Origin of the sequence: Aestuariimicrobium ganziense (assembly GCF_015352975.1) — a bacterium.
In the GTDB taxonomy this organism is placed as follows: domain Bacteria; phylum Actinomycetota; class Actinomycetes; order Propionibacteriales; family Propionibacteriaceae; genus Aestuariimicrobium; species Aestuariimicrobium ganziense.
In genome coordinates this window covers 1-12996 of record NZ_JACYIZ010000008.1, presented here as the reverse complement: position 1 = coordinate 12996, position 12996 = coordinate 1, and the positions used below count along the sequence as shown (strand labels likewise).

13 protein-coding genes and 1 tRNA gene are annotated in these 12996 nt (G+C 69.5%); 6 read left to right on the top strand and 8 right to left on the bottom strand.

What is annotated here, in order from left to right; translation table 11 throughout:
- Positions 1–9: 9 nt before the first annotated feature.
- From IE660_RS13615 to IE660_RS13605, 3 genes are read left to right on the top strand one after another with little or no spacing between them, the layout of a single operon-like run.
- Entirely contained in the window at positions 10–471 is a 462-nt protein-coding gene (locus tag IE660_RS13615; protein ID WP_203568925.1) for an OadG family transporter subunit, read from the top strand.
- Positions 471–1004, top strand: coding sequence for a biotin/lipoyl-containing protein (locus tag IE660_RS13610; RefSeq protein ID WP_203568924.1), 534 nt, complete (start codon positions 471–473; stop codon positions 1002–1004). Before IE660_RS13615 ends, IE660_RS13610 begins: the two co-directional genes overlap by 1 nt.
- Positions 1004–2125: a sodium ion-translocating decarboxylase subunit beta gene (locus IE660_RS13605; RefSeq protein WP_203568923.1), complete on the top strand. Its 1122-nt coding sequence runs from the start codon at positions 1004–1006 to the stop codon at positions 2123–2125. The genes IE660_RS13610 and IE660_RS13605 overlap by 1 nt, the downstream gene beginning before the upstream one ends.
- 89 nt (positions 2126–2214) lie before the next feature.
- On the opposite strand, the gene IE660_RS13600 is transcribed toward IE660_RS13605, so the two are convergent.
- The gene (locus IE660_RS13600) at positions 2215–3237 is read right to left on the bottom strand and encodes an acetylxylan esterase (RefSeq protein ID WP_203568922.1); all 1023 of its coding nucleotides are present in this window, start codon (positions 3235–3237) and stop codon (positions 2215–2217) included.
- A 61-nt stretch (positions 3238–3298) separates the two neighbouring features.
- On the opposite strand from IE660_RS13600, the gene IE660_RS13595 reads away from it, so the two are divergent.
- Positions 3299–3814, top strand: a complete 516-nt coding sequence (locus tag IE660_RS13595) for a SixA phosphatase family protein (protein WP_203568921.1) — start codon at positions 3299–3301, stop codon at positions 3812–3814.
- Between the two features lie 34 nt (positions 3815–3848).
- Here IE660_RS13595 and IE660_RS13590 read toward each other — a convergent pair whose 3' ends face one another.
- From IE660_RS13590 to IE660_RS13580, 3 genes are all read right to left on the bottom strand, one after another.
- A complete protein-coding gene (locus tag IE660_RS13590) occupies positions 3849–5144 on the bottom strand; it encodes a Dyp-type peroxidase (protein ID WP_203568920.1) in 1296 nt (431 codons plus the stop codon).
- A 9-nt stretch (positions 5145–5153) separates the two neighbouring features.
- Positions 5154–5666, bottom strand: a complete 513-nt coding sequence (locus IE660_RS13585) for a copper chaperone PCu(A)C (protein WP_235998086.1) — start codon at positions 5664–5666, stop codon at positions 5154–5156.
- Positions 5667–5746: 80 nt separating this feature from the next.
- On the bottom strand, positions 5747–6613 hold the full coding sequence (locus IE660_RS13580) for a hypothetical protein (protein WP_203568919.1): 867 nt from the start codon (positions 6611–6613) through the stop codon (positions 5747–5749).
- A 185-nt stretch (positions 6614–6798) separates the two neighbouring features.
- On the opposite strand from IE660_RS13580, the gene IE660_RS13575 reads away from it, so the two are divergent.
- Positions 6799–8181, top strand: a complete 1383-nt coding sequence (locus tag IE660_RS13575) for an ammonium transporter (RefSeq protein WP_203568918.1) — start codon at positions 6799–6801, stop codon at positions 8179–8181.
- A complete protein-coding gene (locus IE660_RS13570; protein WP_203568917.1) occupies positions 8178–8516 on the top strand; it encodes a P-II family nitrogen regulator in 339 nt (112 codons plus the stop codon). Before IE660_RS13575 ends, IE660_RS13570 begins: the two co-directional genes overlap by 4 nt.
- A gap of 126 nt (positions 8517–8642) precedes the next feature.
- On the opposite strand, the gene IE660_RS13565 is transcribed toward IE660_RS13570, so the two are convergent.
- The 4 genes from IE660_RS13565 to IE660_RS13550 form a co-directional block, all read right to left on the bottom strand.
- A complete protein-coding gene (locus IE660_RS13565) occupies positions 8643–9995 on the bottom strand; it encodes a flavin monoamine oxidase family protein (protein ID WP_203568916.1) in 1353 nt (450 codons plus the stop codon).
- A gap of 191 nt (positions 9996–10186) precedes the next feature.
- Positions 10187–10262 (bottom strand) — tRNA-Thr (locus IE660_RS13560).
- 100 nt (positions 10263–10362) lie between these two features.
- Positions 10363–12063, bottom strand: a complete 1701-nt coding sequence (locus tag IE660_RS13555; RefSeq protein WP_203568915.1) for an alpha/beta hydrolase — start codon at positions 12061–12063, stop codon at positions 10363–10365.
- Between the two features lie 9 nt (positions 12064–12072).
- A partial coding sequence (locus tag IE660_RS13550; protein WP_203568914.1) for a PSP1 domain-containing protein occupies positions 12073–12996 on the bottom strand: 924 nt, incomplete at its 5' end.

Genomic DNA, 12996 nt, shown 5'->3' with positions numbered 1-12996 from the left:
GACGCGACCATGAACCTGTTCGAGATCCCCGTTCCCCTGGAACTGGCTCCCCTCGAGATGGCCCCGCTGGAAATGGACTGGGGCTGGGGCCTGATGATGACCGGTGTCGGCATGTCGGTCGTGTTCGGGCTGCTGGCGTTGCTGTGGGCGCTGCTGCACCTGATCGCCCGCGGGGACGAGTGGGCAGCCAGGCGCGCGGCCCGCGCCGAGGCCGCAGCCGTCGCCCAGGCGCCGGCACCGAAGCCGGTTGCCGCCGCGCCGGCCTCACCGACGGTCACCATCGCCGACCCTGACGGGCTGGACGACGACACCATCGCCGCGATCGCGATCGCGGTCATCAAGCATGCCGACGTGCGCCGCAAGCAGGCAGCCCCCGAGATGCGCGCCAACGCACCGGGGTCGCAACTGTGGGCCAGCCGCTGGGTGGCCGTCGGACGCGGCCTGCAGAACACCCCCTGGAGGAGAAGGTAATGCGCCGCTACACCGTCACCGTGAACTCGTCGACGAGGGTGATAGACGTCGAGGAACTCACCGCCGACACCTACCGCGTGCAGGTCGACGGACGCACTCTCGACGTGCGGCTGGACGACCACCGAGGCCTCGCGCACGCCGCCATCGCCCCGACCGTCGAGGTGCGCCGCAGCGCCGCGGCATCAGCAGCCGGAGCCCCCGCCGCCGCACCCGCGGCACCGGTCAGCGCGCCGCCGACCTCGGGTGCTCCTGCCGTGGCACCGGTGCCGGGTGGGCCTGCTCGTCCGGTCGGTGGACCGCCCGCATCGGGACGTGCAGACCGGCTCACCGCCCCGATGCCCGGTGTGGTGCTCGAGATCCGCACCAGCGTCGGTGAGGTGGTCAGCCGTGGCCAGACCTTGATGGTGCTCGAGGCGATGAAGATGAAGAACGAGCTGAAGTCGCCGCGAGACGGCACCGTGGACGAGATCTACGTGGCCGAGGGTGCCCAGGTGAAGTACGGCGAGGCGCTGGTCCGCTTCGAGGAGAGCTGATGAACTCCGAAACCCTCCGCCTGCTACTGGACGGAGTCAACAACCTCTCCTGGCAGTCGATGGTGATGATGGCCATCGGCCTGCTGCTGATCTGGCTGGCCATCGCCAAGGAGTACGAGCCGCTGCTGCTGCTGCCGATCGGCGCCGGCGCGATCCTGGCCAACATCCCACTGTCGCCGCTGGTCGGCGAGCACGGGGCGCTGACCACGCTCTACAACATGGGCGTCGAGAACGAACTGTTCCCGCTGCTGATCTTCATCGGCATCGGCGCGATGACCGACTTCGGGCCGCTGCTCGAGAACCCCAAGATGGTGCTGCTGGGCGCTGCCGGCCAGTTCGGCATCTTCCTCACCCTGCTGCTCGCCCTGGCCCTGGGCTTCAGCCAGCCGCAGGCGGCCTCGATCGGCATCATCGGCGCGATCGACGGGCCCACCTCGATCTACGTGTCGAACAAGCTGGCCCCCGAACTGCTGGCCCCGATCACCGTCGCCGCCTACAGCTACATGTCGCTGGTGCCGCTGATCATGCCCCCGGTGATGCGACTGCTCACCACCAAGAAGGAGCGGGCGATCCGGATGCCCTACTCCTCGCGCGAGATCAGCCAGCGCACCCGCCTGCTGTTCCCGATCATCGTCACCCTGGTGGTCTCGATCCTGGTGCCGTTCGCCACCCCACTGATCGGCATGCTGATGCTGGGCAACCTGATGCGCGAGTCGAAGGTCGTCGAGCGGCTCACCGGGGCCGCCTCGAACGAACTGGCCAACGTGGTCACCCTGTTCCTGGGCCTGGCCATCGGCTCGACGATGATGGGCGAGCGGTTCCTGCGTCCGGCCACCCTGTTCATCATGGGGCTGGGCCTGATCGCCTTCGTGCTCGACACCGCCGCCGGCGTCATGTTCGGCAAGCTACTCAACGTGTTCAGCAAGGGCAAGTTCAACCCGCTGATCGGTGCCGCCGGCATCTCGGCCTTCCCGATGGCCGCGCGCGTCGTCCAGAAGGAAGCCTCGCGCGAGAACTTCGACAACTTCGTGCTGATGCACGCGATGGGTGCCAACGCCGCAGGTCAGGTCGCCTCGGTGGTCGCCGGTGGCGTGCTGCTGGCGCTGATGGGCGCCGCCTGAGCCCGGTCGTCCGCAGCCACGTCGTCCGCAGCCACGTCGTCCGCAGCCAGGGCGGCGTCAGCTGACGCAGGCGCCCTGAAGGCGACGACTCAACGGCGCAGTCCGCGGCGGGGTCGCTTGCGCCCGCGTGGGGCCTCGAGGCGCTCCTTCATCCAGACCAGCTGGGCCCAGGTCTGCACCTCTCGCCCGCCCTCGTGCCCGTTGTGGGAGTAGACGTTGATCTGCTGGTCGGGGTCACCCCAGGCGTTGAACGCGGCATAGACGGTGCTGGGCGGGCAGATCTGGTCCATCAGTGCCACCGAGAACAGGGTCGGGCAGGAGGCGCGGCGGGCGAAGTTCACCCCGTCGTGGTAGCCCAGCGTGGTGAGCACCTGCTCGACCTCACCCGGACGACCCTTGAGGTGGTCAGAGATCTCCTTGTAGGGATAGGCGTCGGTCAGCGTGATCGCCCGGTCGAAGTGGCACAGGAAAGGCACGTCGGGAGTGGCACCGGCCAGCGGCACGTCGAGCAGCCCGGCCAGGCCGGCGACGGCGATGGTGATGCCACCGCCCTGCGAACCACCACGCACGAAGATCTTGTCGGTGTCGACCTCGTCGATCTCCCGGGCCACCTCGAGCAGTCGGAAGGCGTCGGTGAACACCCGGCGGTAGAAGTAGCTGTCCTTGTCGTCGATGCCCTGGGTCATCGTGCCGGGCTGGCCGCCGCCGGCCTCGGGGTCGAGGGTGCGGGGCCGGTCGGAGGCCTGGCTCCAGCCCTGGCCACGGGTGTCCATCGACAGGTGGGCGTAGCCGGCCGAGGCCCACAGCGTGTTCAGCGGCATCCCTCGTCCACCGGAGTAGCCGTGGTACTCCAGCACGGTCGGCAGCGGACCAGAGGCCCCCACCGGCAGGTACAGCCAGGCGCGGATGTCGTGGCCGCCGTAGCCGGCGAAGGTGATGTCGTGGATCTCGACATTGGCCAGCGGGCTGTCGACCTTCTCACGGCGCACGTCGAGGTCGTGCTTGCGGGCCTCGGCGATGGTTGCGCGCCAGAAGTCCTCGAAGTCGGAGGGTTCGTTGACCTCGGGCCAGTAGGTCTGCAACTCGTCGAGGGGCTTGTCGAAGAACGCCATGGGCGCGATTCTAGGGCGCTGGACGCCGCCTGCCACCACAGCGGTCACCTAGGCTGGGCGCATGCGGACCCTGGTGCTGATGCGGCATGCCAAGACCGAGCCCAACCACCCGATGGGCGACAAGGCACGACGCCTCACCATGCGGGGACGAAGCGATGCCGCCGACGTCGGACGACAGCTCGCCGACCGCGCCATCGACCTGGTGCTGTGCTCGTCGGCCGAGCGCACCCGCCAGACCGTGGAGCACCTGGGCCTCGACGCGCGCGTGGAGTACATGGACGTGCTCTACTCGGGCGGGGTCGAGACCATGCTGCAGCGGATCAGCGAGATCGACGACGAGGTGACCTCGCTGCTCGTGGTCGGGCACTCCCCGACCATCCCGTGGTTGTCGAGCCAGTTGGCGGCAGCCAGCGCGCCGCGCCAGGCGGACGAGATCGGCTGCTGGTTCCCGACCGCGGCCTGGACCGAGTTCACCCTCGAGGGCAGTTGGTCAGACCTGCACCCTGACCACTTCGCCACCGACGGCGCCGAGCAGACCCGGCTGGTCGGGCTGCACCGCCGCGACTCGACGCCCTGACATCGCCTGATCCCCCGGTGGGCCCCGGGACTGGTCAGCTGAACAGGCCCTGACCGATCCAGCCGCCCTCGTTGAAACCCGGAGCGATCGCGAACACCGCCGAGCCGACGGCGTGGGTCCACTCGTTGAGGGCGTCGGACTGGTCGAGCCGCTGCTGGATGGGGACGAACTGGGTGGCGGTGTTGGCCTGGAAGCTCAGGAACACCAGTCCGGCGCTGGAGCGCCAGGCCCCGTCGACGAACTCCTCGTGGGTGTAGTTGAGCCCACGGCGCAGGATCCGTCGTCCGCCGTTCTGGCTGGGGTGTGAGCGGCGGGCGTGGGCATCGAGGGCGATCACCGGGCCGTGCTCGTCGGTAGCGGCCAGGTCGACGTCGTCGTGTTCGGTGCCGCCGGTGAGCGGGGCGCCGTCCTGGATCCTTCGTCCGACCGCCTTGTCGTGGCGTTCGCGGGTGAGGGTGTCCCAGACCTCGAGGTCCATCTCGATGCGGCGGATGACCAGCTGGGTGCCGCCCCTCCACTCCGTCGAGGTGTCCCAGACGGTGCTGGCGAGCAGGTCGTCCTTGGGGTTGGCCGAGCCGTCGACCTGGCCGAACATGTTGCGTCCGGTGACCGCACGCCCTTGGCCGTCGGTGCCTCTCCACGAGCCGGTCTGCACCCAGCGGGGCTTGGCGAAGGTCTCGGCGTCGACCACCAGCCGCCGCTTGACGTGCGCGACCGTGGTCGGGTCGTCCGCGGCGACAAGGACGACCAGGTCGCCCCCGCCCCAACGGGCCTCGAGCTTGTCGTGGTTCATCGCCGGAATGTCGGTGAGCCCCACCGGCGGCGGTGCGGTCACCCCGGGCAGGTCGAAGACCTTCGCCCCGAAGCCGACGGTGACAGTGAGCGAGACCGCCTCCTGGGCCATCTCGGGCACCACGTCGCCGGGGATGGGTCGTCCCCGCATCGCGGCGGCGACGTCGGTCGACCACAGTCGCAGCAGCCGGCCCAACTTGTCGCCGTCGACGCCGTCGAGCAGGTCGAAGGCGATGATCTCGGTGGCCGCTGGGGTCGGGGTGGTGATGCCGGTCTGGTGCTCACCCCACGGTGAGTAGCGCTGCCGGATGACCACCGGGGCGGCCTGCGCCGGGGCGGGACGAAGCCCCCAGCCAGCTGCCGCGCCGGCCGCGAGCCCCACACCGGCGGTGCCGAGGTGGCCGAGTAGACGTCGGCGCCCCAAGGCATGGCCCGCGGGCGGCACGTCCGGGGTCGACTCGACCCGGCCGGCCTCGCCGGGCTCGACGGCAACGTCGCGCTCCGGCTGGTCGGTCAGATCGGGGGTGGGGTCAGCCATCGGCGCAGGTCAGCCGTTCGCCGCCGGGCTGGGGTGGTAGTGGTCCTCCTCCTCGGTGAACTTCTTCACCGGGGCGGTCACGGTGATCGGGTCACCGGTGGAGAAGGTGAGGGTGCAGGTGACCTCGTCGCCGATTGCGAGCGGCTTCTTCAGCATCATCAGCATGACGTGGTGCCCGCCGGGCTTGAGGTGCTCGTGGGTGCCGGGAGCGATCTCGAGGCCGTCCTTGTCCTCCTGCATGACCATCTTGCCGTCGTCGCCCTTGACCATCTCGTGGATCTCGGTCTTGCCGGCCACGCTCGAGCAGTCGGCCTTGGTCAGGGTGTTCGGCTTCTCACCGGGGTTGACGGCCGAGAAGAACAGCGCGGTCATCGAGGGGTCGGTGGCGCCCTCGGTGGTGCGAACCCAGGGATCCTCGATGATCATCGGGATGTCGTCGCCTTTCGCGCAGCCGCTCACGGCGACCAGGGCAGAGGCAGCAACCACGGCCATCGACCGTGACAGTACTTGGCGAGCACGCATGGGCCCACGGTAGGCGGGCAGGGCGCCCCGGTGCCACTGAGGCTCGACTGATGTGACCAAGCTCACACGCCGGCGGGCGGTCAGCGACCGACCAGGTAGATGGCGGCGTTGCGTCCGGCGCGGCAGGTGATCAGGTCGGCCCTGGTCGCCCGGGTGCAGGCGACGTCGTAGCGGGTGTTGGTGACCGGGCTGGTGGCCTGCAGCGTCCATTCCCCGACCTGGGTGCGGTCAACAGCGTTCCCGACGACCAGGGCGAACTCACACGAGGTGGCCGAGTTGGCCCCTACGCCGTCGGCGCAGCGCTTGGCATCGGCGGGCAGGCTCGCCGGGGTCGGTGTGGGTGTCGGCGTGGGGGTGGGGGTCGGCGTCGGCGCCGGGGCGCTGGAGGCGGGCCGCGTCGGGGTCGGGCGGGCGGCAGCGGTGGGGATCGGGGTCGGGGCCGGAGTGCCCAGCGCCAGCTTCGGTGGGTTCAGCAACTGCCAACTCACCAGCCCCAGGGGGATCAGCGCGGCGATGAACACCAGGGTGACCACCGCGATCGCCCAACGGCTTCGCGCGGGACGACCAGCGTAGGGCGGCGGGTCGTCCGGGGTGAGCGGGGTGGGTGGGGCCTCGACCCCCAGCGGCAGCCGCACTGGCGTGGCCTGCGAGACGGCCAGCGGGTCGCCAATGGCTGGACGAGGCGGATGCGGCGACACCGGACGGGACGGATCACCCAGGGTGTCCGGTCCCGGTCCACGCAGCGGTTCCGGACGACCGGCCGCGGTCCAACCATGGCCCCGCTCGCGGCCGGGATACCAGTGGTCGGGCGGGGTGGGGCGTTCCTGGCCGGGGCCGGGGATGTCGGGGGTGAGCCGCACGGCACCCGAGCGCATCAGGTCGGCGTGGCAGGTCGAGCAGACCATGTCCCTGGCCCCCACCGGGGCACTGCAGTCTGCGCAGTACACGCGTCACCTCCTCGACGGCACCTTGCTCTCCTCCCGCCCACCGACGATAGCGCGCAGGGGGTGAGCGGCCGGGTCAGGTCGCCCTGAGCCGCGAAACATGCTTGTCACACGTGCGCCGAGTCTGAAACCGGACTGTCACACCAGCACAATCCGCACGGAATCGACGCCGACCAGAGTGTGGGGACATGACGATCCTCGAACTGAATGCGGGCGACACCGCCTGGGTCTTGATGTCAGCGGGCCTCGTGCTGCTGATGACCCCCGCCCTGGCGTTCTTCTACGGCGGCATGGTGCGCTCCAAGAGCGTGCTGAACATGATGATGATGTCAGTGGTCTCGATGGGGATCGTTGGCGTGATCTGGGTGCTGTACGGGTTCTCGATGACCTTCGGGAACTCGTGGAACGGCATCATCGGCAATCCCACTGAGTTCCTCGGACTGCAGGGCACCTTCGACACCCTGATCGGCGCCGAGGGCAACCAGATTCCGCTGCTGGTCTTCGCCGGCTTCCAGGCGGCCTTCGCGATCATCGCCGTGGCGCTGGTCTCGGGCGCGGTCGCCGACCGGATGAAGTTCGGCGCCTGGGTGGCGTTCGCGGTGCTGTGGGCCACGCTGGTCTACTTCCCGGCCGCCCACTGGGTGTTCGCCTTCGACGGTGTGGTCGCCGAGAAGGGTGGTTTCATCGCCAACCAGATCAAGGCCTTCGACTTCGCCGGTGGTACTGCCATCCACATCAACGCTGGGATCGCCGCTCTGGTGCTCGCGTTGGTGATCGGACGACGCGTCGGGTTCGGCACCAAGCCGATGCGTCCGCACAACCTCACCCTGGTGATGCTCGGCGCCGGCCTGTTGTGGTTCGGCTGGTTCGGCTTCAACGCCGGCTCGGCGCTGGGCGCCAACGGCCTGGCGGGCATGGTCTGGATCAACACCCTGGCCGGTGCTGCCGCCGCGATGCTGGGCTGGCTGCTGGTCGAGCGGATCCGTGACGGACACGCCACCTCGCTCGGTGCCGCCTCGGGAATCGTCGCCGGATTGGTGGCGATCACCCCCGCATGCGCCGTGGTCTCGCCGCTGGGCGCCCTGGCCGTCGGCCTGCTCGCCGGTGTGATCTGCCCGCTCACCCTCGGGTTCAAGGTGCGCTTCGGTTACGACGACGCCCTCGACGTGGTCGCAGTCCACCTGGTCGGTGGCCTGGTCGGCACCCTCGCGGTCGGGCTGTTCGGCACCCAGGAGCTCACTGGTGGCGCGGCCGGCCTGTTCTACGGCGGAGGTCTCGAGCAGCTCGGTCGTCAGGCGCTCGGTGCCTTGGCCGTCCTGATCTACTCCGGCATCGTCTCGCTGCTGATCGCGCTGGCCCTGAAGTACACCATCGGCCTGCGCGTCGGCACCGACGCAGAGGCCCAGGGCGTCGACCTGGCCGAGCACGCCGAGCAGAGCTACGACCTGTCGCGGGTCGGCTACTCCGCCTACCGCGTCGCCCAGACCCTGGTCGTGCCCGCCTCGCCCCTCTCGCCCATCACCCCGGCTCGCAACGCCGACAACGTCGACACCAAGGAGCCCGTCGCATGAAGTTGATCACCGCCATCGTCCAGCCCGGCACCCTTCAGAACGTGCAGATCAGCCTCGCCCAGCACGGCGTCAGCGGGATGACGGTCTCGGAGGCCAGCGGGTACGCCCGCACCCGTGGCCACACCGAGGTCTACCGAGGAGCCGAGTACACCATCGACTTCATCTCGAAGGTGCGCATCGAGGTGCTCTGCAGCGACGACGAGGCGGCTGACGTCATCGAGCTGATCTGCCAGTCCGCCCGGACCGGGCATATGGGCGACGGGAAGATCTGGTCAACCCCGGTCGACCAGGTGGTTCGAGTCCGCACCGGCGAGTCCGGAGACGAAGCCCTCTAGTCCCCATCCATCCAGCGAGCACCCCGCCCGACGCCCTCCCGAACACCCTCGGGAGGGCGTCAGGCATTTTGTCCACTCGCTTCCACCCTCGGGGCTCAACCCCATGTGGGTTCAGCCCCGGTGGGTTCAGCCCAGGTGGCGGGCGACCTCGGCGGCGGCCTGCGCCCCCGAGCGCACCGCGCCCTCCATGTAGCCGTTGAACTGCGAGGCGTACTCGGCACCGGCGAACAGCACCCGCCCGAAGGGCTCGCCCAGCGCCGGACCGGTGTTCGTCCACAGGCCGGGGGTGAAGTGGGCACCGTGGCAACCGCCGGTGTACTGCTCGGCGCTCCAGTCGCGGTCGAGGTACTCCACCGGGGTGTGTTCGGTCGTACCGAAGGCAGCTTCGACCGAGGCCGCGAAGGCCCGCTGGCGCAGCAGTTGGCTGCGCGACCCGTAGCCCTCAGCGCCTTCGAAGTAGCCCATCAGCACGCCGCGTCCACCGGGCTCGGAGGTGTCGAAGCTCACCCGCACCGCACCCTCGTCCGCGCCCATCTGGCCGGAGTGGCCCAGTCGGCGCCACCACGGCTCGTCGTAGACCAGGTAGGCCTTGATCACGTTGCCCTCGGGCACCTTCAACGCCATCTCGGCTCGCCCCTCGGGCAGCGGCGGGTCGTAGCTGAGCCGGGTGGCCAGGCGCGGGGGCAGGGTGATCACCACGTTCTCGGCGCTGAGCACCTGCTCGACGCCCTCGGGGTCGACCACGACGACATCGACCCGGTGCTCGGAGTGGATGATCCGCACCACCGGGCGTGACAGCAGCACCGGCTCGGGCAGGCTCGCCGCAAGTCGCTCGCAGACCTGGAACAGCCCGCCCTGCACACGCTGTTGCTTGAGGCCACCGTTGACCGCGATCAGCGCCTCCATGTCGACGCCCCGGTTGGCCCGCTGCAGCCCATCGACCAGGCTGATCTGGTTGGCCTCGACGTCGAAGGCAGCCTTGAAGCAGCGTCCGAACCACTCCTGACCCCCGGGGGTGCCGAGGTTGGCATGGATCCAGCGGGTCAGCGGCTGCTCGAGCCAAGTGGCATTGGCCTGGGCCCAGGTGGGGTTCTTGACGATCTTCTCGGCGAGCCGGCGGAAGCGGGCCAGGCCCTTGCCGAGGTCGGCGATGGCGAACGGGTTGAGGCTGGCGTCGATCTCGTCCTGAGTGGGCATCTGGTGGCTCTGGCCACCCAGCCGGACGGCGACGTCGCCCTCGCGCGGGTCGACCAGGGCGAGGCCGTGGGAGGCCACCAGTTCGAGCATGTGGGTGTGCGAAGCAGCGATCCACTGCCCGCCCATGTCGACCACCTGCCCGTCGCTGAGTTCGGCGTTCTCGATGCGTCCACCGACCCGGTCGCGGGCCTCGACGACCAGCACCGACCTACCGCGCGCAGCCAGGTCGGCGGCGGTCGCAAGACCCGCCAGACCTGCTCCGACGACGATGCAGTCGTACATCTGTGACAACCTCCCTGGGGGCTTGCCGAGAAGGGGGATGTCCCAGCGAGGCGACCCGCTTGGGACGATACCCACCCTCGTCACACCGAATTCGACCCCCCTGTGACTATTCGACGAATCACCCTTGTCTGGGGGTCGCGAGCCGGGGGTCGAGTGGGGCGAGGGGCGCTCGCACAGAGTGCCCCGCACAGTGGAGCCACCTACGAGAATCGAACTCGTGACCTACGCTTTACGAGAGCGTCGCTCTACCGACTGAGCTAAGGTGGCGCGCCGGTCGCAGACCGGCCCCAGAAGCGTAGCAACGCCGACCGTCGCGGCGCCAAACGCTCCCACGCTCAACACCCTCCACGCTCAACACCCACCACGCTCAACACATCGTGCCGTTGCGCGGCACCGTGCCCTTGTTGACGAAGTCGTGGACGATCGAGGTCACGCAGCTGTTGCCCAGCGAGTACGCGGAGTGCCCGGCACCCTTCCAACCCACCAGCACGCCACTGTCGAGCTGCTCGGCCATCCACTCGGCCTGCTGGTAGGGGGTGGCCGGGTCGCCGGTCGCGCCCAGGACGAGGATCGGGGCGGCACCCTTGGCGATCGGCTTGATCTGCGGCATCGCCTTGGCGGTCCAGTAGGTGCACTGCAGGCCCGGTCCCATCCAGTACCCGAAGATCGGGGCCTTCTTGGCCATCTCGGGCCAGGACTTGCGGGCCTCGGCCAGGCCGCCGTCGACGGAGTCGGCGCAGGCGATCGCCGGGAAGCTGTAGGCCAACGAGCCGTAGCCGTTGTTGTCGCGCCCGATCAGCCAGTCACCGGCCCGCTGCAGGTACTGCGGGTCGTTGGCGCGCACCGCCCACATGATCGAGTTGTACAGCGAGTCGTAGGCCTCGTCGCCGCTGTAGAGGTAGGCGGCCACACCCAGCACGGCGGAGGAGTCGTGGAACTTGCGTCCGTTGACCGTCACGGGGTTGGCGTCGCGGGTCTTGAAGTAGGTGGTCAGGGTCTTGATCACCTCGGCGCGGGTGGCACCGAGCTCGCACTCACCGCCCTTGACGCACCAGTCGGCGAACTCGTTGAGCGCCAGGTCGAAGCCCATGGCCTGGAACACCGAGTCGTTCTCGGTGATGTTGACCGCGGAGTCGAGCACCAGGGCCCCGGTGCGCTGCGGGTAGAGCTCGGCGTACAACGAGCCGACGAAGGTGCCGTAGCTGATGCCCAGGTAGGTGAGCTTGGCGTCGCCGACCAGGTGGCGCAGGTAGTCGAGGTCGCGCACGTTGTCGAGGGTCGAGATGTGGTCGAGCAGGCGCCCCGAGGCCTCACGGCACTGCTTGGCGAAGTCCTGGTTGCCCTTGATGATCGCCTTCCACTCAGCTTCGTCGTCAGGGCTCTGGTCGAGCGCGTTGAGTGCATCGGTCTGGGCGGTGGTGCCGCACTTGACCGGAGTGGACTCCCCCGAACCACGGGGATCCCAGCCGACCACGTCGAAGCCGGGGAACGGGCTGCCGTCGAAGCCGCGCGCCATGCCGATGCCCGAACCCCCCGGTCCGCCGGGGTTGACGAACAGCGAGCCCTTGCGCTGGCCGGTGGCCTTCTTGCGGAAGAGCTTGATCGTGATCGCCTGGCCGTCGGGATCGTCCCAGTCGAGCGGGACGGCGACGCTGGCACACTCCCCGCCCTGGCAGGCGGTCCAGTTCAGCTTCTGGTCGGCGTAACGCTGGATGCCCTGTCCGGGCGGCGGGCTCACGAAGCCCTCGGGCTTGGCGTCGCTGGTGACGCTGGTCTGGCGGTCGGGCGAGGTGGGCACGTCCTTGAACAGCGTGTGCTTGCTGAGGTCGAAGCCCGAGAACGGCCACTGCGAACTGTCGACCTTGCCCGACGAGGGGGCGCTCGAGCCCGACGCGGACGAGCTGCTGCTGGGCGACTGCGAGGCGGGCGCCTCGGAGGTCGGCGGCACCTGGGTGGTGGTGACCACGGGGGGATCGGCATCGTCGGAGCGGTTCAGTCCGAGCAGCGTGCAGCTCGACAGGACGAGGCTGCCGGCCAGTGCCAGCACGAACGCTGCGGGTCGTCGCATCGGGACTCCTCAGGTGTTGCGGGGACGTGGTCGATGGTAGGTCGAGACCGGAGCAGGGTCGTTCTGGGCCAGGCGGCGGGAGCGGTCAGCACGCGCTCGGTGGGTGGTGCAGACCTCGACCAGCGGGCACCTGGTGACCGTCGCCCCGGTACGGACGACGAGGGTCTGGCTGGGTGGGTGCTGTCCCACGACCACGCCCTGGCCCGCCTCGGTCTCGACCCGGGCTCCGATGGCCGGGGCTCGTTCGGCGAAGTCGACGTAGAGCGGGTGTTCGTAGGTCAGGCAGCACATCAGGCGCCCACAGGCACCGGCGATCTGCAGCGGGTTCGGGGGCAGGTTCTGTTCCTTGGCGACCCGCATGCTGATCGGCTCGAGGTCTCGCAGGAAGGTGGAGCAGCACAGCTCTCGTCCGCAGTGGCCGACACCGCCGGTGATGCGCGCCGACTCGCGAGAGCCGATGTGGCGCAGGTCGACCCGCGAGCCCACCGCACGGGCCAGCGGACCCACCAGGGTGCGGAAGTCGACCCGTTCGGGCGCGGTGTAGTGGATGGCGACCAACGGGTCGTCGCCCCGGTCGATGACGTCGACGGCGAGCACCCGCATGCCCAGCCCGCGCTCGGCGATCATCGCCTTGGCCACCGCGGTCACCTCGGCCCGCCGGCGCCGCATGGCAGCATCGCGCTCGAGGTCGGCCTGGCTGGCAGGGCCCGGGCACAGCGGCAGGGTCTTCCCAGTGAGCTCGTCGCTGCTGGGTTCGGGTGCCCACACCACCTGGCAGACCTCGGGCCCACGCTCGGTCGGGTAGAGCACGTGGTCGCCGACCGCGTAGTCGCGCGCGCCCGGGTCGAGGTAGTGCAGTTGCCCGTGGCGCTCGAACGCCACCGCCATCAGCCGACCCCCCGTCGGGGTGCTCGGCTGCGGCTGGCTCATGCG